16 protein-coding genes are annotated in these 18,341 nt (G+C 71.4%); 8 read left to right on the top strand and 8 right to left on the bottom strand.

The features are described 5' to 3' along the window. Positions 1-34 precede the first annotated feature (34 nt). Positions 35-1,579, bottom strand: coding sequence for a DUF4185 domain-containing protein (locus LZP97_RS20335; protein WP_040273088.1), 1,545 nt, complete (start codon positions 1,577-1,579; stop codon positions 35-37). A gap of 73 nt (positions 1,580-1,652) precedes the next feature. After that, positions 1,653-2,930: an MFS transporter gene (locus tag LZP97_RS20330; protein ID WP_064066700.1), complete on the bottom strand. Its 1,278-nt coding sequence runs from the start codon at positions 2,928-2,930 to the stop codon at positions 1,653-1,655. Positions 2,931-3,065: 135 nt separating this feature from the next. Here LZP97_RS20330 and LZP97_RS20325 point away from each other — a divergent pair, with 135 nt between their 5' ends. Then, entirely contained in the window at positions 3,066-3,935 is an 870-nt protein-coding gene (locus LZP97_RS20325) for a class II glutamine amidotransferase (RefSeq protein ID WP_040273069.1), read from the top strand. A gap of 3 nt (positions 3,936-3,938) precedes the next feature. Here LZP97_RS20325 and LZP97_RS20320 read toward each other — a convergent pair whose 3' ends face one another. Further along, positions 3,939-4,865 (bottom strand): NAD-dependent epimerase/dehydratase family protein, encoded by a 927-nt coding sequence (locus LZP97_RS20320; RefSeq protein WP_040273067.1) that lies wholly within the window; start codon positions 4,863-4,865, stop codon positions 3,939-3,941. A 129-nt stretch (positions 4,866-4,994) separates the two neighbouring features. On the opposite strand from LZP97_RS20320, the gene LZP97_RS20315 reads away from it, so the two are divergent. After that, positions 4,995-5,690: a TetR/AcrR family transcriptional regulator gene (locus tag LZP97_RS20315; protein ID WP_040273064.1), complete on the top strand. Its 696-nt coding sequence runs from the start codon at positions 4,995-4,997 to the stop codon at positions 5,688-5,690. A gap of 54 nt (positions 5,691-5,744) precedes the next feature. After that, positions 5,745-6,353 carry a YqgE/AlgH family protein gene (locus LZP97_RS20310; protein WP_017681040.1) on the top strand — a complete coding sequence of 203 codons (609 nt, stop codon included), beginning with the start codon at positions 5,745-5,747 and terminating at the stop codon, positions 6,351-6,353. A gap of 72 nt (positions 6,354-6,425) precedes the next feature. On the opposite strand, the gene LZP97_RS20305 is transcribed toward LZP97_RS20310, so the two are convergent. Together LZP97_RS20305 and LZP97_RS20300 are read right to left on the bottom strand one after the other, a co-directional pair. Beyond that, positions 6,426-7,814, bottom strand: coding sequence for a glutamate decarboxylase (locus LZP97_RS20305; protein ID WP_017681041.1), 1,389 nt, complete (start codon positions 7,812-7,814; stop codon positions 6,426-6,428). A gap of 113 nt (positions 7,815-7,927) precedes the next feature. Beyond that, positions 7,928-8,881 (bottom strand): hypothetical protein, encoded by a 954-nt coding sequence (locus LZP97_RS20300; protein WP_026137837.1) that lies wholly within the window; start codon positions 8,879-8,881, stop codon positions 7,928-7,930. A gap of 117 nt (positions 8,882-8,998) precedes the next feature. Here LZP97_RS20300 and LZP97_RS20295 point away from each other — a divergent pair, with 117 nt between their 5' ends. Further along, entirely contained in the window at positions 8,999-9,652 is a 654-nt protein-coding gene (locus LZP97_RS20295) for a hemerythrin domain-containing protein (RefSeq protein ID WP_010595404.1), read from the top strand. Positions 9,653-9,673: 21 nt separating this feature from the next. Here the strand turns inward: LZP97_RS20295 and LZP97_RS20290 are convergent, their stop codons facing one another. Beyond that, on the bottom strand, positions 9,674-10,807 hold the full coding sequence (locus LZP97_RS20290; protein ID WP_010595403.1) for a response regulator transcription factor: 1,134 nt from the start codon (positions 10,805-10,807) through the stop codon (positions 9,674-9,676). A gap of 168 nt (positions 10,808-10,975) precedes the next feature. Continuing rightward, the gene (locus LZP97_RS20285) at positions 10,976-11,380 is read right to left on the bottom strand and encodes an SdpI family protein (RefSeq protein WP_010595402.1); all 405 of its coding nucleotides are present in this window, start codon (positions 11,378-11,380) and stop codon (positions 10,976-10,978) included. Between the two features lie 104 nt (positions 11,381-11,484). On the opposite strand from LZP97_RS20285, the gene leuS reads away from it, so the two are divergent. Continuing rightward, on the top strand, positions 11,485-14,346 hold the full coding sequence (gene leuS / locus LZP97_RS20280) for a leucine--tRNA ligase (protein WP_040273061.1): 2,862 nt from the start codon (positions 11,485-11,487) through the stop codon (positions 14,344-14,346). A 51-nt stretch (positions 14,347-14,397) separates the two neighbouring features. Beyond that, a complete protein-coding gene (locus LZP97_RS20275) occupies positions 14,398-14,703 on the top strand; it encodes a chorismate mutase (RefSeq protein WP_010595400.1) in 306 nt (101 codons plus the stop codon). Between the two features lie 161 nt (positions 14,704-14,864). Here the strand turns inward: LZP97_RS20275 and LZP97_RS20270 are convergent, their stop codons facing one another. Then, positions 14,865-15,683 (bottom strand): alpha/beta hydrolase, encoded by an 819-nt coding sequence (locus LZP97_RS20270; protein ID WP_010595399.1) that lies wholly within the window; start codon positions 15,681-15,683, stop codon positions 14,865-14,867. A gap of 275 nt (positions 15,684-15,958) precedes the next feature. Between LZP97_RS20270 and LZP97_RS20265 the strand changes: the two genes are divergently transcribed. Both LZP97_RS20265 and LZP97_RS20260 read left to right on the top strand, forming a co-directional pair. Beyond that, positions 15,959-17,329: a hemolysin family protein gene (locus LZP97_RS20265; RefSeq protein WP_048771192.1), complete on the top strand. Its 1,371-nt coding sequence runs from the start codon at positions 15,959-15,961 to the stop codon at positions 17,327-17,329. After that, positions 17,322-18,335 (top strand): hemolysin family protein, encoded by a 1,014-nt coding sequence (locus LZP97_RS20260; RefSeq protein ID WP_048771194.1) that lies wholly within the window; start codon positions 17,322-17,324, stop codon positions 18,333-18,335. Before LZP97_RS20265 ends, LZP97_RS20260 begins: the two co-directional genes overlap by 8 nt. Positions 18,336-18,341 lie beyond the last annotated feature (6 nt).

The raw sequence follows: 18,341 nt of genomic DNA, 5'->3' as shown, positions 1-18,341 counted from the left end.
ACACTCGCTCGGCTCCGCTGCGGCGCAGCCGGATTCAATCCAGGCGGGCGCGCATCAGGTAGACGTTGTAGCTGTCCCACTCCGACACGGTGAAGTACAGGTCCCGGCCGTCGGACCAGGGATGCATGAAGCCGCCGTAGGCCTTCGGGTAGTCGGCCGTCCGCACCAGCGGCGTGGCATCCGACCAGTGGCCCTGAGGTGAATCCGACTCGCGCAGCACGATGTTGCCGGCGATCGGATCCAGGTAGCTCATCTGCCAGCGGTCTCGCGCAGCGTCGAACCGCACCGACAGCTCGCTCGCCGCGCCGTCGGCGAGTGGGGTGGCGAGCTGCTCGAAGACCGGCATCCAGCGGTCGTGTACCCAGTACTGGTATGCGGAAGGGTTGAGCACGTCGTCGACCGGCACGCGGGCCAGGCCCACCGACCCGATGCGGCCGTTCGGAGTGCCGAACATGTAGACGTGGTCACCGTGCGGCACCATCGTCGCGACCTGGAACCGGCCCAGCCCGAACACGTTGTCCCAGCGAGCATGTGGATCCTTCACCCACGTCTGTCCGTGGTCGTCGGAGTAGGCGATGCCGCCGTGGTTCGTGTACCACATGCCCGGCACGACGCTCCACCGTCGCACGGACATGTAACTCAGGTACTGCCGGTCGCCGATCGCGAAACCGGACGTGGGGATGACGGTGGTCTCGAAGTTCTTCACATGCCGGGCGTCGAGGATCTCCGCGGCGTGGCACGGGCTGTCCTGCACCATCGCGTCGATGGTGAGGCCGTCCGACAGGTCCGCATCGCGGCTGAACGCCAGCACGTTGCTGCGCCAGTCGCCGCCGGCCCCGCCCGGCGGGGACCACTGCGCACCGAACGTGTCGCCGAAGGCGAGGGCCACCTCCCCGGGGCGCGTCTCCCACGCGATGCCGAGATCGGTGCCGTGCACGGCCCAGCGCGCGTCGGTGCGATTCTCCGAGCCGGGACCGGTGAGCTGGGAAATCAGTTCGACGTCGCCGACGACGGGCGCGGTCGGGCGGGCGGTGACCGTGCCCGGCTCGAACGGCGGATCCTCCCGAGGCGGGGCCGGTGGGACGGGCGCACCCGGCGGGCCCGGCACGGGGATCGGGATCGTCTCCGGCTGCGGATCCAGTTCGACGCGAGGCAGGAAACTCGAGGATCCGCTCGAGCCTGTGGAGCCGCTCGAGCCTGCGGACCCACTCGAGCCGCTCGAGCCGCTCGAGAGGGCATCGGGAGCGTCCGGCGCGAGGCCCGGAACCGGGCACGGGTCGGCACACGGATCGGCGGGTAAGGGTTCCTGCGGCACGCGGGTGACGTCGGGCTCCGGTCCGGGAACCGGGACCGGCACGATCTCGGGATACGGCAGGGGGATCTTCACGACGGGCGGGATGTCGATCCGCGGCAGCTGCGGCGCGCCGGGGTCCGGCGGCTCCACCGCCGGGTCGAAGCCCTCTTCCCCGCACGAGTTGACCGGCGGGGCGGCCGAGGCGTGGCCGGGCAGCGCGAGCAGCGGCAGCGCCAACGAGACCAGGGCGAGCGCCGACAGCGGTGTGCGGTGCCTGCGTGCCATGGCGTTCTCCTCCGGGACGGTCGGGAAAATGCCCCGCGAACCTAACAAATCCGGCGCCCGAAACCGCGCAGGCTCACATGCGCAACCGGCGAACCGCCGTCGCCGCGACGAGCCCGCCGGCATACACCGCCACTCCGGCGAGGGCGAGCCCCGGGCTGCGGCCGTCCGGCGCGACGATCAGGGCCGCCGCGACGATCGCCATGAGGAACGCCATGTTGAACACGGTGTCCTGCAGGGCGAACACCTGTCCGCGCCGGGCGTCGTCGATCTCGATCTGCATCGCGGCATCTCCGGTGAGCTTGACGGTCTGACCGACGAGACCCAGCAGGAACGCGGCGACGAGCAATGCCGTCTCGTCGAAGCCGGTGACCAGGACGATCTGGACGATGCCCGCACACGTCAGTGCCGTGACGACGGTGCGGGGCCGGCCGAGGCGTGGGATGACGAGCGGGGCGGCGACTGCCGCGACGAGCATCCCGGCGGCGGTGGCGCCGACGGCGACACCGAATCCGACGAGCCCGCCCGGCAGCGCGGCACCGTCGGCGTCGCGCAGCACCAGCACCATGATGAGCGTGTCGATGCCGAAGACGACGCGGTGCGCGCCGATGCCGATCATCGCGACGGTGACGCCGGGCGCCTCCCACACCGCCGTGGCGCCGGTGTGCAGGCCGGCGGCGACGGCGCGGATCGGGTGGCGCGGCACGGCCCGGTCGGGACCGAGCGCGTGACGGGCGAAGCCGCCGGCGGCGAGCGCGGCGACCACGGATCCGCTGACGCCGAGCGCCACCGCCACCCCGGAGCCGAAGTCGCCCTCCCCCACGAGACCGATCGTGGCGACAGCGACGCCGGCCCCGACCGCGGAGATCCCCGAACCCACCGTGGCGAGCACGGAATTGACCGGCACCAGCCAGGATTGACGCACCACATGCGGGACGGACGCCGAGATCCCGGCGAGCACGAATCGACTGACACCGACGGCGGCGAGGGCGAGCAGCAACAGCGGGGTCGAACCGCCACCGGTGAGGAGCAGCGCCGACATCGCGACGACGAGCACGCCGCGCAGGACGTTGGCGACGACCAGCACCAGGCGACGGTCCCACCGGTCGAGCAGGGCGCCGGCGAACGGTCCGACCACCGAGTACGGCAGCAGCAGCACCGCGAATCCGGCGGCTATCGCGGCGGGATCGGTCTGGCGCTCGGGGTTGAACAGGATCGCCCCACCGAGCGCGGCCTGGAACAGCCCGTCGCCGAACTGACTGGCGAAGCGGACGGTCGTCAGGCGGACCAGTCCGGGCGATCGGCGCAGTGCCGTCGCCGTGGAGCGCCACGCCTGCCGCCTCGACTCCCGCACAGTGCCCGACACTATCGGTCCGACACTATCCGTCCGGCGCGGGTCGTCTCGCTGCGACGGTTCCGCCTCCCCCGCCACGTCCCCCGGCCTACCCTCTGCGCAACCGGCAACTTCCGGAAGGGGGGACACACCGCCATGTGCCGACTGTTCGGGCTGACCGCCGCGCCGCACCGGGTACACGCCACCTTCTGGCTGCTCGACGCGTCCGATTCGCTGGCGCGCCAGAGCCGGCGTGAACCCGACGGCACCGGCCTCGGGACGTTCGCCGACGACGGCCGCCCGGTGGTGGAGAAGCAGCCGCTGGCGGCGTACGAGGACCGCGCGTTCGCCACCGAGGCGAAGGAGCGGCGTTCCCGGACGTTCGTCGCGCACATCCGGTTCGCCTCGACCGGGGGTCTCGACGTGGGCAACACGCATCCGTTCGAGCAGCGCGGGCGGCTGTTCGCCCACAACGGTGTCCTCGGCGACCTGCCGCGGCTCGAGGCCGAACTCGGCCCGTACCGCGATCTGGTGGCGGGCGAGACGGACTCGGAGCGGTTCTTTGCGCTCGTCACCCGCCGCATCGACGAGCACGGCGGCGACGTCGGTGCGGGCCTGACGGCCGCGGTCCGGTGGGCCGCCGGGAATCTGCCCGTCTACGCATTGAACGTGGTCCTGACGACCGCGACGGAGCTGTGGGCGCTGCGGTATCCGGACACCCACGACCTGTTCGTCCTCGAGCGTCCCGCCGGCGGCCCGCACGGAGGCCGCCATCTCGAGCACGCCAGCGAGGCCGGCACGGTCCGCGTGCGGTCGGGCCACCTGGCGCGGCAGCCGGCGGTCGTGGTCGCCAGCGAGCGCATGGACGAGGATCCGGGCTGGTCGGACCTGCGCTGCGGGGAGTTGCTGCATGTCGACGGCGGGCTCCGGGTCACCCGCACCGTCGTCGTCGACGAGCCCCCGCGGCACCCGATCACGCTCGCCGACCTCGACGAGCGGGCGGCCGCGTCGCAGACCGGGAAGTGAGCGTCACTGCTCGCGCCACCACCGCACCGTCGCGGCCGCGGCTTCGGGCAGCGGGGTCGGGCGCAGGCCGAGCAGGTCCTCGCTGTACGTGGAGTCCATGACGAACGGATCGGTGAACTGGTAGAGCATCTCGGCCAGTTCGCGGGCGTCGCGGTTCACCAGTGCGCCGGCGCGCAGCAGCCAGGTGGGGATCGTGCCCACCTTCGGAGCCGGCATCTGTGCGGCGGCGGCGAACGCGGCGACGAGTTCGCGCTGGGTGCCGGCCGGGCCGGTGGGGGCGTGCAGGACCCGGTTCCACGCCGCAGGATTCGCTGCGGCCGCGATCATGGCGGCCGCCAGGTCGGGCACGTATGTGAACGAGTGCGGGACGTCGGGTGAGCCGAGTACGCGGGGGCTGCGCCCGGCCAGGACGGTCGGCACCATCCGCTCACCGGCGTGGGCGTTGCGGGCGTGGGGTCCGAAGAAGTCGGACGCGACCACGCTGACGGTCCGGGTGTCGCTCTCGGCACGGCGGTCCAGCAACCGCGCCCGCACGCCCCGCTTGCCGGTGGTGCTCGCGCGCGGCGACGCCTCGGTCATGACCCGGTCGGGTTCGCTGTACGAGTACAGGCTCTCGGGGAAGACCACGATCGCGCCCGTGCGGCCGGCCGCTTCGAGAACGGCGTTCTCCGCGGCCGGAAGTTCGCGTTCCCAGGTGTCGGCGCGGTAGGCGGAGCCGTGGATGCAGTGATACACGGCACCGGCACCCTCGAGGGCGGGACCGAGCAGGGCGGGATCGGAGACGTCGACCCGGCGGCGCTCGACGAGCGGATGCTCCGGACCGCTGCCGGACCGGGTGAGGACGCGGACACGGTGGCCCCGGCCGGCGAGTTGTTCGGCGACGGTCCAGCCGACGGGACCGGCGCCGGTGACGACCTGCAGATTCGACATGGTGTCCAGCTCCTTCGAAGTGTGAGCACTGCTCTCCGTTCGAGACAACAATGCGCGCCGGGGTGAGGAAAGTCAAGAGCAGTGCTCACTTTTGTTGACGGTGCTCACGAATCTGGCAGGGTGAAAGCCATGACCGGAACCCCCCGCGCCCGCGCCCGCCAGCAGACGATGGCCGACATCCTGCGGATCGGCCGCGAACATCTCGCCACCCACGGCGCCGCCGCCCTGTCGCTGCGCGCCGTCGCCCGCGACCTCGGCGTCGTCTCCTCGGCGGTGTACCGCTACGTCGCGAGCCGCGACGAACTGCTCACCCTCCTCGTCGTCGACGGCTACACCGAACTCGCCGACACCGTCGACGACGCGCTCGCCGCCGTCGCCGCCGACGCCCACGCCGAACAGTTCCGCGTGCTCGGCCACGCGGTGCGCAGCTGGGCCCTCCGCGAACCCGCGCGCTACGCCCTGCTGTTCGGCAGTCCGGTTCCCGGGTACCACGCTCCCGCGGAGCAGACCACGGGCCCGGGCACCCGCGTCGTCGTCCGGCTCGTCCGCATCCTCGACGACGCCCACGCCGCCGGCGCCCTCCGCGTCCCGGTCACCGTCGCCGTCCCGGACGGCCTCACCACCGATCTCGGCCGGATCCGCGCCGCGCTCGGTTCCGGTGTCCCCGACACGGTCCTGGCCCGCGGTGTGCTGGTCTGGGCCGCCCTGTTCGGGGCCGTGAACTTCGAGGTCTTCGGCCAGTACGGCACCGACTCCTTCACCGAACCCGGGCGGTTGTTCGACCATCACCTCGCGGTGCTCGCCGAGACCGTCGGGCTCTCCTGAACGTCTCCCCGCCTTGCCGCCACGCCGCGTCGGCGACGGTGGGATGATGTCGGGGTGGCGCAGCATCAGGACGAACCCGAGGACCGCACGGCACCGGCGACACCGGCCGTCCGACCCGGAACGCTGCTCGTGTCGGCCACCGATCTCGTCGAGCCGACCTTCCGGCGAACAGTCGTCTACATCATCGAGCACGGGGACGTGGGCAGTCTCGGCGTGGTACTCAACCGCACCAGCGACACCGCGGTCCAAGCCGTGCTGCCGCAGTGGACGGAGCTCAGCGCCGCACCCAAGGCGCTCTACGTCGGCGGCCCCGTCCGGCGGGACTCGGCCCTGTGCCTGGGTACGCTGCGCGTAGGCGTCTCGGTCGACGGAGTGCCGGGGGTGCGCCGGATCGACGGACGGGTGGTCATGATCGACCTCGACTCCGATCCGGCCGTCATCGGCCCGCTCGTCGAAGGCATCCGCATCTTCGCCGGCTACGCCGGATGGAGCGCCGGGCAGCTCGACGGCGAACTCGACAACGACGACTGGATGGTCATCTCCGCCCTCCCCCAGGACATCCTCGGGCCGCCGCGGGTCGACCTGTGGGCGCGGGTGCTGCGCCGGCAGCCGCTGCCGCTCGCGCTGCTGGCCACCCATCCCATCGAGGTCGAGCGGAACTGAACGCTCCCGGCCTCGGTGCGCGAAGTGAGGGCTCGGTGCGTGACGTGGGAGCTCGGTGCGTGACGTGGGAGCTCAGTGCGCGAAGTGCTGCTCGCTGGAGTGCCGGAGCGGACCCTCCTTGCGCAATTCGGTACACACCCGTTCGATGTCGGCGAACAGTTGCCGCGCGAGATCGGCGCTGAACCCCTCCCGCACCACGATCCGCAGGACCGCCACCTCCTCGGCGTCGGCCGGCATGGTGTAGGCGGGCACCTGCCAGCCGCCCGCCCGCAGCTCGTGCGAGACGTCGAACACGGTGAACCCCGGGTCGCCGGTCAGCTCGAATGCGATCACCGGGATGGCGGTACCGTCGGAGATCACGCGCATCCCCTCCAGCCCGGCGAGCTGCTCGGCCAGGCGGCTCGCGGTCGAGCGCAGCGTCTCCATCACCCGGCGATACCCGTCGCGGCCGAGCCGCAGGAAGTTGTAGTACTGGCCGACGATCTGGTTTCCCGGCCGTGAGAAGTTCAGGGTGAAGGTGGGCATGTCGCCGCCGAGGTAGTTGACCCGGAAGACCAGTTCCTCGGGCAGGTGTTCCTTGTCGCGCCACACCACGAATCCGATGCCCGGGTAGGTCAGTCCGTACTTGTGGCCGCTGACGTTGATCGACACCACGCGCGGCACCCGGAAGTCCCACTTCAGTTTCGGCTGCAGGAACGGCACGACGAATCCCCCGCTGGCCGCATCCACGTGCAGCGGCACGTCGGGACCGCCCGAAGTGGCCACGTCGTCGAGCGTGGCGGCGATCTCGGCGACCGGCTCGAGCTCGCCGGTGTACGTTGTGCCGAGAATCGCGACCACCCCGATCGTGTTCTCGTCCACCGCCTCTCGCACCTGTTCCGGGGTGACGACGTACCGCCCGGGTTCCATGGGCAGATACTTCGCCTCCACGTCGAAGTAGCGGCAGAACTTCTCCCACACCACCTGAACGTTGCTGCCCAGCACCAGGTTCGGGCGTGCAGTGTCCTGTCCCGCCGCCTGCCGCCGGGCCCGCCAGCGCCACTTGAGTGCCAGCCCGGCGAGCATCACCGCCTCGCTCGAGCCGATCGTGGACACACCCGTCGCCGTACCCGGGTCGACGTCGGACAGCCCCGGCGCGTGGAACAGGTCGGCGACCATCGCCACGCAGCGCTCCTCCATCGCCGACGTCGCCGGATACTCGTCCTTGTCGATGAGGTTCTTGTCGAACGTCTCGGCCATGAGCACGTCGGCCTGCGGCTCCATCCAGGTGGTGACGAACGTCGCGAGATTCAGCCGCGAACTGCCGTCGAGCATCAGTTCGTCGTGGATGTACCGGTACGCCTCCGCCGGGTCCATCGAGTGCGCCGGCAGCCGCAGCGCCGGAACCGGCTCGCTGTCGATGCGCCCGGTGTACGCCGGTGCGAGGACTCCGTCCGGGTGCAACCGCTTCCGATGGCTCACGTCGGCCTCCGTACTCGTCGGCAATCGCTGTACTCGTCGGCAATCGCTCCCATTAGACCGGATCGGCCACGCACTCGCGGCGTGTTCGGGAAGCGGTATCCGCCGGCCGGTGGTCAGCGACGGTCGGCGAGCGCATTCAGCGCGCCGGCCATGCGTTCCGCCTGCGCCGCAGTGACGGTGAACTCCTGCCCACCGGCGACGGTGAGCACCAGCGCGGGACCCGTGATCGTGACGAGGCCGTACCGGCCCCGCCCCTTGGCGCGCAGTCCCCACCCGCCCCAGTCCTGGAAGGGGCGGACGTGCGCGACCCGCGCGCCGACGATTTCGTCGAGGTCGTAGTCCACCGCCGTCATTCCCAGGTTCTGCACCCGCACGCCCGTGTCGTCGACGACGACGCGGAACCGCAGCAGGCTCAGCACGAGAACGGCGACCGGCAGGAAGATCGCCAGCGGCCACCAGCTGCGCGCCGCGCCGCACACGACGACGGCCGGTGCCACCACCAGCGCCGCCAGCACCACAGTGGTGCGCGTCCCGGTGCCGACCTGTTCGACGATCGGCAGCTCGACCGGCCCGCGCGGCAGCGCCGGATCCGGGCGGGCGGCTGCCGGCCGCCGGACCCGGTGATCCCGCAACCGGGACGCGCCGAACACCCCGACGGCGACGCCGAGCGCGACGCCCGCGCCGATGCTCCACATCGGCAGCTGTGCCTGTTCGGCCGGGGTGTCCAGTTGGCTCGCGAGCACCGTCACACCCAGGGTGGACAGCAGACCGGTCACGCCGAGACCGAGCACCAGCATGTAGCGGCGCATCAGCAGCATCGCGGGGGCTAGCGCCGCGATCGCGCTGCAGCCGCCGCCGACCAGCAGGATCACCAGCGCCACCGTCCACGAGAACGAGACCGGGTCCGAGAATCCGTCCGGCCCGGACCCGGACCAGTGCGTGGCGATCCGTGGGGGCAGCCGCGATTCCCACATTCGAGTCAGCAGCAGTGTCGCCGCGGCGGCGACGAGAGGCAGGCCCAGGCCGAACAGGGCCCCGGCGGGGTCGATCACGCGGCGGGTGGTCACGGCCCCAGCGTAGGGAAACGGCATCACCGGCGACCCCCTCGAACGGGGGATTGAGGGCCGGAGCCCGGGGTTGCAGGCTCGTAGAGAGAACTCGAGCACGACAGGATCGAGGCCGACATGACCACCACCGGATCCACTGCCCTGACCGACGACGACATGGTCGTGATGACGCTGCTGCACGCGGCCTTCCGGCGCGACGTCGGACGCCTGGCGAACGTGGCACAGACCTACGGCACCGAGACCGACGAGGTCCACGACGCGCTGCTCGTCGGCTGGCACGGCTTCAGCCGGGAACTGCACCACCATCACCGGATCGAGGACACGCACATCTGGCCGCTGATGCGCCGCAGGCTCGCCGACCGGCCGGACGATCTCGCGGTGCTCGACGACATGGAGGCCGAGCACTCTCTCATCGATCCGACGCTCGCCGCGCTCGAGGAAGCGTTCGACGATCGGGAGCACGGGCCGGAGCAGGTGCCTCATCGCATCGACGACCTCGTCGGACTGCTGCGGTCGCACCTCGCGCACGAGGAGCGCGACGCTTTCCCCCTCATCCGGGAGGTGATCACCACGCAGGAATGGCACGCCCTGTCCACAGCGGCGGTGAAGGAACTCTCCTACAGCGAGATCGCGCAGGTCGGCCCGTACGTCGTCGACGGCGCCACGCCCGAGCAGGCTCGTCTGGTCCTGAGTGAACTGCCAATGCCCCTGCGGCTCGTCCACCGCTTCTGGTGGAACCCGCGCTACCAGCGTGTACGCCGCTGGGGGTGAGGCGGTCCCCGCGCGCCGGCGTCAGTTCACCGGGGCCGGCCGCGGCGGCCGCTCGAAGAAGCCGTCGGCGCCGACGGGCGTGCCCAGACGGGGCACGTACTCGGTGTGTGCGAGCTTGGCGACCAGGGTCGCGCGGCTGTTGACGCCGGTCTTGGCGAACACGGCCTTCAGATGGTCCTGCACGGTGTACGGGCTGATGCCCAGCACGCGGGCGATCTCGTGACGGGTCCTGCCGGCGAGAAGCAAAGCGAGAACCTCGGATTCGCGGCGGGTCAGTCCGTGTGCTGCCGCCACCAGGGTGACGATCTCGGGGAGCTGCGCCCGTTCCACGGTCATCAGCACCCGCCGGGGCGGATGCTCGCTGTCGAATCGTCCGACGCGGATCACGAGCCATTCCCCGTCGAGGGTGCGGGCCCGCAGGACCGTGGCATCCGCCCCCGAACGCCGCAGCCACAGTGCCGCCGATACCGCGGGCGCAGCGGCTTCGGGATTGCCGGGCGGGCCCCAGCCGAGTCGTTCGAAGTACTCGAGGGCGGCGGCGGTGATCGACTCGAACTCGTCGTCGGGTCCGACGACCGCCACCGCCGGTCCGTCCGGGCCCGGGGCCGGGGCATGTGCGCTGCTGCGGAACAACGTGGTGCGCAACCCTTCCCCGATGTCGATGAGGACGGCGCCCAGAGTGTCGAGTTCCTCGTCGGCGAACTCCGAGCCCGGTCGCCTGGCCATCGTGCACGCGCCCCAGCACGCCCCGTCGCGACCGCGGAAGAGCATGCGCACCTCGTCGTGCATGCCGCTCGGCGCGAGCACGTCGGCGTAGTGGCGGCTGCTCGTCACGTGGTCGCCCGTCACCTCCCGGAGCGTGCGGATGGGGACCGCCCGGCCCAGCAACGAGCCGAAGCCGCTCGGCACCGGATCGGGACCGTACTCGAGTTCCAGGGCCGTCGCGTACACCCGCGGGGTCTCGTAACCGCGAGTCGTCAGCGCGGTGGGGATCAGCACCGCGGGATCGGTGGTGGCCAGGCAGACACCGTCGTAGGGCACCCGGGCGCGGATCGCGTCCAGGACGACCTCCCGGAACTCGGTCGAGTCCGTCGCCGCGGCGGCCGCATCGCGGATCGTGGACCTCAATCGGGCGCCGGCCAGTGCCGGGGTCACCCTGTCAGTATCGCGTCCGAACGCGCGCTCGGGAACCCTCCCGCAGATTCCTGCGCTCGGGCGGTGACGTCGCGCCCGCCGCTGCGCTCGGGCGGTGACAATGCGCCCGCCGCTGCGCTCGGACGGTGACGTCGCACCCGCCGCTGCGCTCGGGCGGTGGGGGTTCGCTCAGGCGGTCGGCTCGCAGGCGCCGCGCAGGCTGCACGCCCCGCACGACGTGCCGCAGCCGGCGGTCTCGGCCGGAGCGCTGGCTGCCGCGACGCGGGCACCGATGGAACCGCCGACACCGGCGGTGAAGAAGGCGGCGATACCGGCACCCACGACGGCGATCAGGCCTGGGACCGTGTCGAGCGTGAGCGCGCCCACGCCGCCGAGGACGAGCAGGCCCGCCGCACCGAGCTGACTGGGAGCCGCGACCTTGTTGGCCAGGGCGAACGTCTCCTCGTCGCGCAGGGCCTCCGCGGTGCGCACACCCGCCCACCGGTTGCGCGGCAGCCGTCCGGTCAGACCCGCGACGGCGACCCCGGCGACGACGAGAGCGAGCACGAACAGTACGAGGGCGACGATCAACACCCCTCGAGGATACGTGGGAGACGCAGCCGCTGGTCGGGCCGGGGCAGGCCACGCTCTACCCTGGTCGGAGGTAACCGACGTCAGCCAAGTAGATAGCGACCACCGTGACTCGTCCTGTGCAGCCCTCCACCTCGTCGTCCGACGCCACCCCGCAGCACCGATACACCGCCGATCTCGCCGGCCGGATCGAGCAGCGGTGGCAGGATCAGTGGCGCGAGCGTGGCACGTTCAACGCGCCGAATCCGGTCGGCCCGCTCGCCGGCGACGTCCCCGAGGACAAGCTGTTCGTGCAGGACATGTTCCCCTACCCGTCGGGGTCCGGCCTGCACGTCGGGCATCCGCTCGGCTACATCGCCACCGACGTCTACGCCCGGTACCACCGCATGCTGGGGCACAACGTCCTGCACACGCTCGGCTACGACGCGTTCGGACTGCCGGCCGAGCAGTACGCGGTGCAGACCGGCACGCACCCGCGCACCACGACCGAGGCCAACATCGAGAACATGCAGCGGCAGCTGCGCCGGCTGGGGCTGGGCCACGACGAGCGGCGCTCGGTCGCCACGACGGACGTCGACTTCTACCACTGGACCCAGTGGATCTTCCTGACGATCTACAACGCCTGGTACGACCCGGAGCAGAACCGGGCGCGCCGCATCGACGAGCTCGCCGCCGAACTCGACGCCGGCGCCCGCACGCTCGCGGACGGACGCGACTGGGCGTCGCTGTCGAAGGCCGAGCGGCTCGCCGCCCTCGACGAGTACCGGCTGGTGTACCGCTCGGATTCCCTCGTCAACTGGTGCCCGGGTCTGGGCACGGTGCTGGCCAACGAGGAGGTCACCGCCGACGGCCGCTCCGAGCGCGGCAACTTCCCGGTGTTCCGCAAGCACCTGCAGCAGTGGATGATGCGGATCACCGCCTACTCCGACCGTCTCATCGACGACCTCGAGTACCTGGACTGGCCCGAGAAGGTCAAGACCATGCAGCGCAACTGGATCGGGCGCTCGCACGGAGCGCAGGTGAAGTTCGCGGTGCGGGGCGCCGGCGATGCGGAGACCGGCCGCGACATCGAGGTGTTCACCACCCGCCCCGACACCCTGTTCGGTGCCACCTACGTCACGCTGGCGCCCGAGCACGCGCTCGTCGACGAGATCGTCGCCGGTGCGTGGCCGGAGGGGGTCGACGAGCGCTGGACCGGTGGCGCCGCCACCCCGGCCGAGGCCGTCGCCGCTTACCGGGCGTCGATCGCCGCGAAGTCGGATCTCGAGCGGCAGGAGAGCAAGGAGAAGACCGGCGTCTTCGTCGGCGCCTACGCCGTCAACCCGGTGAACGGGCAGTCGCTGCCGGTGTTCATCGCGGACTACGTGCTCACCGGGTACGGCACGGGCGCGATCATGGCCGTGCCCGGTCACGATCAGCGCGACTGGGAGTTCGCCACCGCGTTCGGCCTGCCGATCGTGGAAGTGATTGCGGGCGGTGATATCTCGCAGGAGGCGTACACCGGCGACGGAACGCTCGTGAATTCCGGCGAGCTGAACGGGCTGAGCGTCGCCGACGCGAAGAAGGCGATCATCGCGAGGCTCGAGGAGTCCGGCGCGGGCACCGGCACCATCCAGTACAAGCTGCGGGACTGGCTGTTCGCGCGGCAGCGGTACTGGGGCGAGCCGTTCCCCATCGTCTACGACGCCGACGGCAACCCGCACGCCCTGCCGGAGTCGGCTCTGCCGGTGGAACTTCCGGACGTCGAGGACTACGCGCCGGTGTCGTTCGATCCCGAGGACGCGAGTTCGGAGCCGTCGCCGCCGCTGGCCAAGGCCGAGGAGTGGGTGAACGTCGAGCTCGACCTCGGTGACGGGCTGCAGCACTACACCCGCGACACCAACGTGATGCCGCAGTGGGCCGGCAGCTCGTGGTACCAGCTCCGCTACATCGACCCGACGAACAGCGACGAGTTCTGCGCCAAGGAGAACGAGGCGTACTGGACCGGTCCGCGTCCGCAGATCCACGGCCCGCACGACCCCGGCGGGGTCGACCTGTACGTCGGCGGTGTCGAGCACGCCGTGCTGCACCTGCTGTACGCGCGGTTCTGGCACAAGGTGCTGTTCGACCTCGGCTACGTCACCTCGTCCGAGCCGTACCGGCGCCTGTTCAACCAGGGCTACATCCAGGCGTACGCCTACACCGATTCGCGTGGCGTGTACGTGCCGGCCGAGGAGGTCGAGGAGCGCGCCGGGAAGTTCCTCTACCGGGGCGAGGAGGTGCACCGCGAGTACGGCAAGATGGGCAAGTCCCTGAAGAACTCCGTCGGGCCGGACCAGATCTGCGACGACTACGGCGCCGACACGCTGCGGGTGTACGAGATGTCGATGGGCCCGCTGGACCAGTCCCGGCCGTGGGCGACCAAGGACGTCGTCGGTGCGCAGCGGTTCCTGCAGCGGGTGTGGCGGGCCGCGATCGACGAGGAGGCCGGCACGCTGCGGGTCACCGACGCCGAGCCGACCGACGAGACGCGGCGTGCCCTCAACAAGGCGATCGCGGGCGTGTCCGACGACTACGCGGGCCTGCGCGACAACACTGCCATCGCCAAGCTGATCGAGTACACCAACCACCTCACCAAGGCGTACCCGGACGGGGCGCCGCGGACGGCGGTGGAACCGCTCGTGCTCATGCTGGCGCCCGTCGCCCCGCACCTCGCCGAGGAACTGTGGTCGCGGCTCGGGCACACCGAGTCGCTCGCGCACGGCCCGTTCCCCGTCGCGGACGAGAAGTGGCTCGTCGAGGACACGGTCGAGTACCCGATCCAGGTCAACGGCAAGGTGCGCAGCCGCATCACCGTGCCGGCCGACGCGGCGCGGGAAGCGATCGAGGCGGCCGCCCTCGCGGACGAGAAGATCGCCGCCCTCCTCGAGGGCGCGGCACCCCGGAAGGTGATCGTCGTACCGGGCAAGATGGTGAACGTGGTCAGGTAGTCGACCGGTCCGTTCTCGGGAGCGCACCGCGTGGCATGCCACAATGCGCGCATGAACGCACCCGATACCGAGCGGTCTCTTCCCGACCTCGCGGCCGTCCGTGCCGCTATCGACGGACTCGACGCGAAACTGGTCGAATTGCTCTGTGAGCGTGAGGCTCTGGTGCGCCGCGCAGCCGAACTGAAGTCCACCGCGGCGGAGGTCGCGGCGCCCGACCGGGCCCTGCTCGTGATCCGGCGCGCGGCCGAGGCGGCGGCCGCGCGGGGAGCAGACCCCGCTGTCGCGGAAGCGGTGTTCACGGCGATGGTGCAGTCCTTCGTCGCGCTCGAGCTGCGCGCGCACGCCGGCGAATCCTGACGGCGACCCGGTCGCGCCGGAGCGGGCCGCCGACCGCCCTCACCCGTCCGGCGAGCGGCGGCCGTCCCCGGCGGCCCGGCCGCCTTCCGCGACGTCCCGGCCGCCGTCCCGGCAACCGGCGCCGGACGAGCGCTGACGTGCCGGCGCCCGCGACCGGGTGCTCATCGGCCGCCCGCCGCGATCCGTGAGTGGACGAAATCGACGACGTCGTCGAGAACCTCGTCGCGGTTGGTCTCGTTGAAGATCTCGTGCCGCGCCCCGGGGTAGACCTTCGACGTCGACTGCGGGCCGGCGAACGTCGCCCAGCCCTCGCGGCTGCCCCCGAGGGGGACGAGCCCGTCGTCCTCGCCGTGGAGCCACAGCACGGGCACGTCGCCGACGGTGCCCGCGGCGGTGATCGTGTCGAGGCAGTGTTGCAGCGCCTCGACGGTGGGGCGCTTGAAGGGACCGTGCCACACGAGTGGGTCGTCCACGTACGCACGGCCCACCTCCGGGTCCCGCGACAGCGTCGCGGGGTCGATGGGGGCGTCCGGGATCTGCTCTGCCGCGAGCATCGCTTCGAGCGCGGGCCAGCGGCCCAGCACCGGGCCGGACAGGACCACCGCGGCGAGTTCGGAGCCGTAGCGCTGCGCGTACCGGGCGGCGATCATCCCGCCCATCGAGTGCCCGACGAGCACCACCGGCAGGCCGGGATGATCGCTGCGGGCCGTGGCGTCGAGCAGGCGGAAGTCGTCGACGACCCGCTCGAAGTCCTCGATCAGGACGCGTTCGCCCTCGCTGAGCCCGTGCCCTGTGTGGTCGACGGCGTAGACCACCGCACCGTCGGCGACCAGCCGGGTGGCCACGTATTCGTAGCGTCCGGCGTGCTCGCCGTAGCCGTGGCACAGCAGCACGACGTACCGGGGGTGGTCGTGGACCCAGCACCGGGCGGCCAGGGTGCCGGCATGCCCCGGCAGGGGGAAGGTGGTGGTCTCGTTCATCGAGGCTCCTCGGGGTGTGGCCGTGTGCCAGGACAGCCAAGCACTGCCGACCGCTCCGGCGTGGTATCCGCGCCGGGTGTCGGGTTCCGGCCCGGCCGCTGTGACCGGGTCGGCGCGGCAGGCGGGAACTCGTCCGCGGCCCGGTTCGTCGTATTCTGTGACAGGAAGTCGTCGTCTATCGCAGAGAGAGCCATGAGACGCGCCAAGCGCAAACCTCGAAGACCCTCCCCGCCCCAGAGTGACGGCCCGTCCGTCACCGCCCCCCGGAGCCGACCGTGCTGACAGTCCTCGGTATCGCACTCGGCATCCTCGTGGTCCTGGCCATCACGGCCCTGACCGGCTATTTCGTGGCCCAGGAGTTCGCCTACATGGCGGTGGACCGGTCCCGGCTGAAGGCGCGTGCCGAAGCCGGTGACACCGCAGCCGCCCGCGCCCTGTCGGTCACCCGCCGCACCTCGTTCATGCTCTCCGGCGCTCAGCTGGGCATCACGGTCACCGGCCTGCTCGTCGGCTACGTCGCCGAACCGCTCATCGGCAGCGGCCTCGGCGAACTCCTCGGCGGCGTCGGGATCCCCACCGCGGTCGGGGTGGCGGTCGGCACGGTGCTGGCGGTGCTGTTCTCGACCGTGGTGCAGATGGTGTTCGGTGAGCTGTTCCCGAAGAACCTGGCGATCGCCCGGCCCGAGCCGGTCGCGCGGTGGCTGGCGCTGTCGACCACGCTGTATCTGAGGCTGTTCGGCTGGCTGATCAAGTTGTTCGACGCCTCGTCGAACCTGCTGCTGCGCGCGTTGCGGATCGAACCGGTGCACGACGTGGAGCACTCGGCCACCGTCCGCGACCTCGAGCACATCGTGGCCGAATCCCGGGAGGCCGGCGAGCTGCCCAAGGAGTTGTCGACGCTGCTCGACCGGATCCTGGACTTCCCGACCCGCACCGCCGAGCACGCCATGATTCCGCGGGCCCGGGTGGACTACGTCCGGGCCGGGGAACCGATCACGCAGGTGCTCGCGAAGATGAGCGCGGGGCACACCCGGTACCCGGTGGTCGGTGCGTCCGCCGACGATCTGCGCGGGGTCGTGCACCTGCACGATCTGCTCGCGCGTGACACCGCGGCGGGCACGGCCGGGACGGTGTGCCGGCCCGCGGTGATCGTGCCCACCACCCTGCCGCTGCCGGACGTGCTGGCCCGGCTCACCGAGGGGCACGAGGAGATGGCGCTGGTGGTCGACGAGTACGGCGGCTTCGCCGGCGTCGTCACCGTCGAGGACATGGCCGAGGAACTCGTCGGGGAGATCGCCGACGAACACGACACCGCCGTCGAGACGCAGGTGATCACCCGCCAGGGTGAGGGCTGGGTGATCCGCGGCGACGTGCACCTCGACGAGGTCGCCCGCACCCTGGGCCACGAACTGCCCGAGGGGGACTACGAGACCCTCGCCGGGCTGGTCATCGCCGAATTCGGCGGCCTGCCCACTGTCGGCGACACCGTCGCGATCCCACTCGAGCCCGATCCGGCGGAGCTGGCGCACGTGAACTCGCCCCCGACGCGGACGCTGCTCGCGGAGGTCCGCGGGATCGACCGGCACGTGCCGGCGTCGGTGCTGGTGACCGTACGGACTGATCACGAGGTGAGCGACGATGAGTAACCCCTGGATCGTGCTCGCCGTGACGGTGGGCCTGATCGCGGCGAGTGCCTTCTTCGTCGCGGTCGAGTTCGCGCTCATCGCCGCGCGCCGGCACCGCCTCGAGGACGCCGCCCCGCACAGCCGCTCGGCCCGCGCCGCGTTGCGCAGCGCCTCGGAACTGTCGGTCCTGCTCGCCGGGTCCCAGCTCGGCATCACCGTGTGCACCTTGGCCCTCGGCGCGGTGACCAAGCCCGCCGTGCACCATTGGCTCACCCCGGCCTTCGAGAACTGGGGTGCGCCGCTGTGGCTGGCGGACGTCGCCGGGTTCGTCCTGGCGCTGATCATCGTGACGTTCCTGCACCTGGTGGTCGGTGAGATGGCCCCGAAGTCCTGGGCGATCGCGCACCCGGAGAAGTCGGCGACCCTGCTCGCGCTCCCGATGCGGGCGTTCATGTGGGTCACCCGCCCGGTCATCGTGCAGCTCAACCACCTGGCCAACTGGTGCCTGCGGCGGGTCGGGGTCGTCCCGGTCGACCAGGTCGGCACCGGCCAGGACCCGGACGCGTTGCGGCACCTGGTCGAGCACTCGGCCACCGTGGGCACCCTCGACGAGCGCTACCACGGCCACCTGACCAGCGCCCTCGAACTCGAGGCGCTGACCGTCGGCGACATCGTCCGCCCCAACGCCCGGCCGAGCAGTGTCCGGCCCGACGCGGACGCCGCGCAGATCCAGGACACCGCCCGGCGCACCGGGCACCTGCGTCTGCTCGTGCGCGGCAACGGGCACGTCGACGGGGTGGTGCACGTGCGCGACAGCCTGCACGCCGCGGCGGGGATCACCGCCGCCGAGCTGATGCGCCCGGCGCTGACCCTCGAGGCGACGGTGCCGGTGTACGAGGCGCTGCGCACCATGCGCGAGACCCGCAACCACCTGGCCACCGTCACCGACAACGGACAGGTGGTCGGGTTGATCACCCTCGCCGACGTCCTCGAACGGCTGCTGCCGACCGCCGAGGCGGGCGTCTGAGCCGGG

Source organism: Rhodococcus sp. DMF-1 (genome assembly GCF_021441945.1).
Classification (GTDB): domain Bacteria; phylum Actinomycetota; class Actinomycetes; order Mycobacteriales; family Mycobacteriaceae; genus Rhodococcus; species Rhodococcus ruber.
This window is presented reverse-complemented; position numbering and strand designations above follow the sequence as displayed.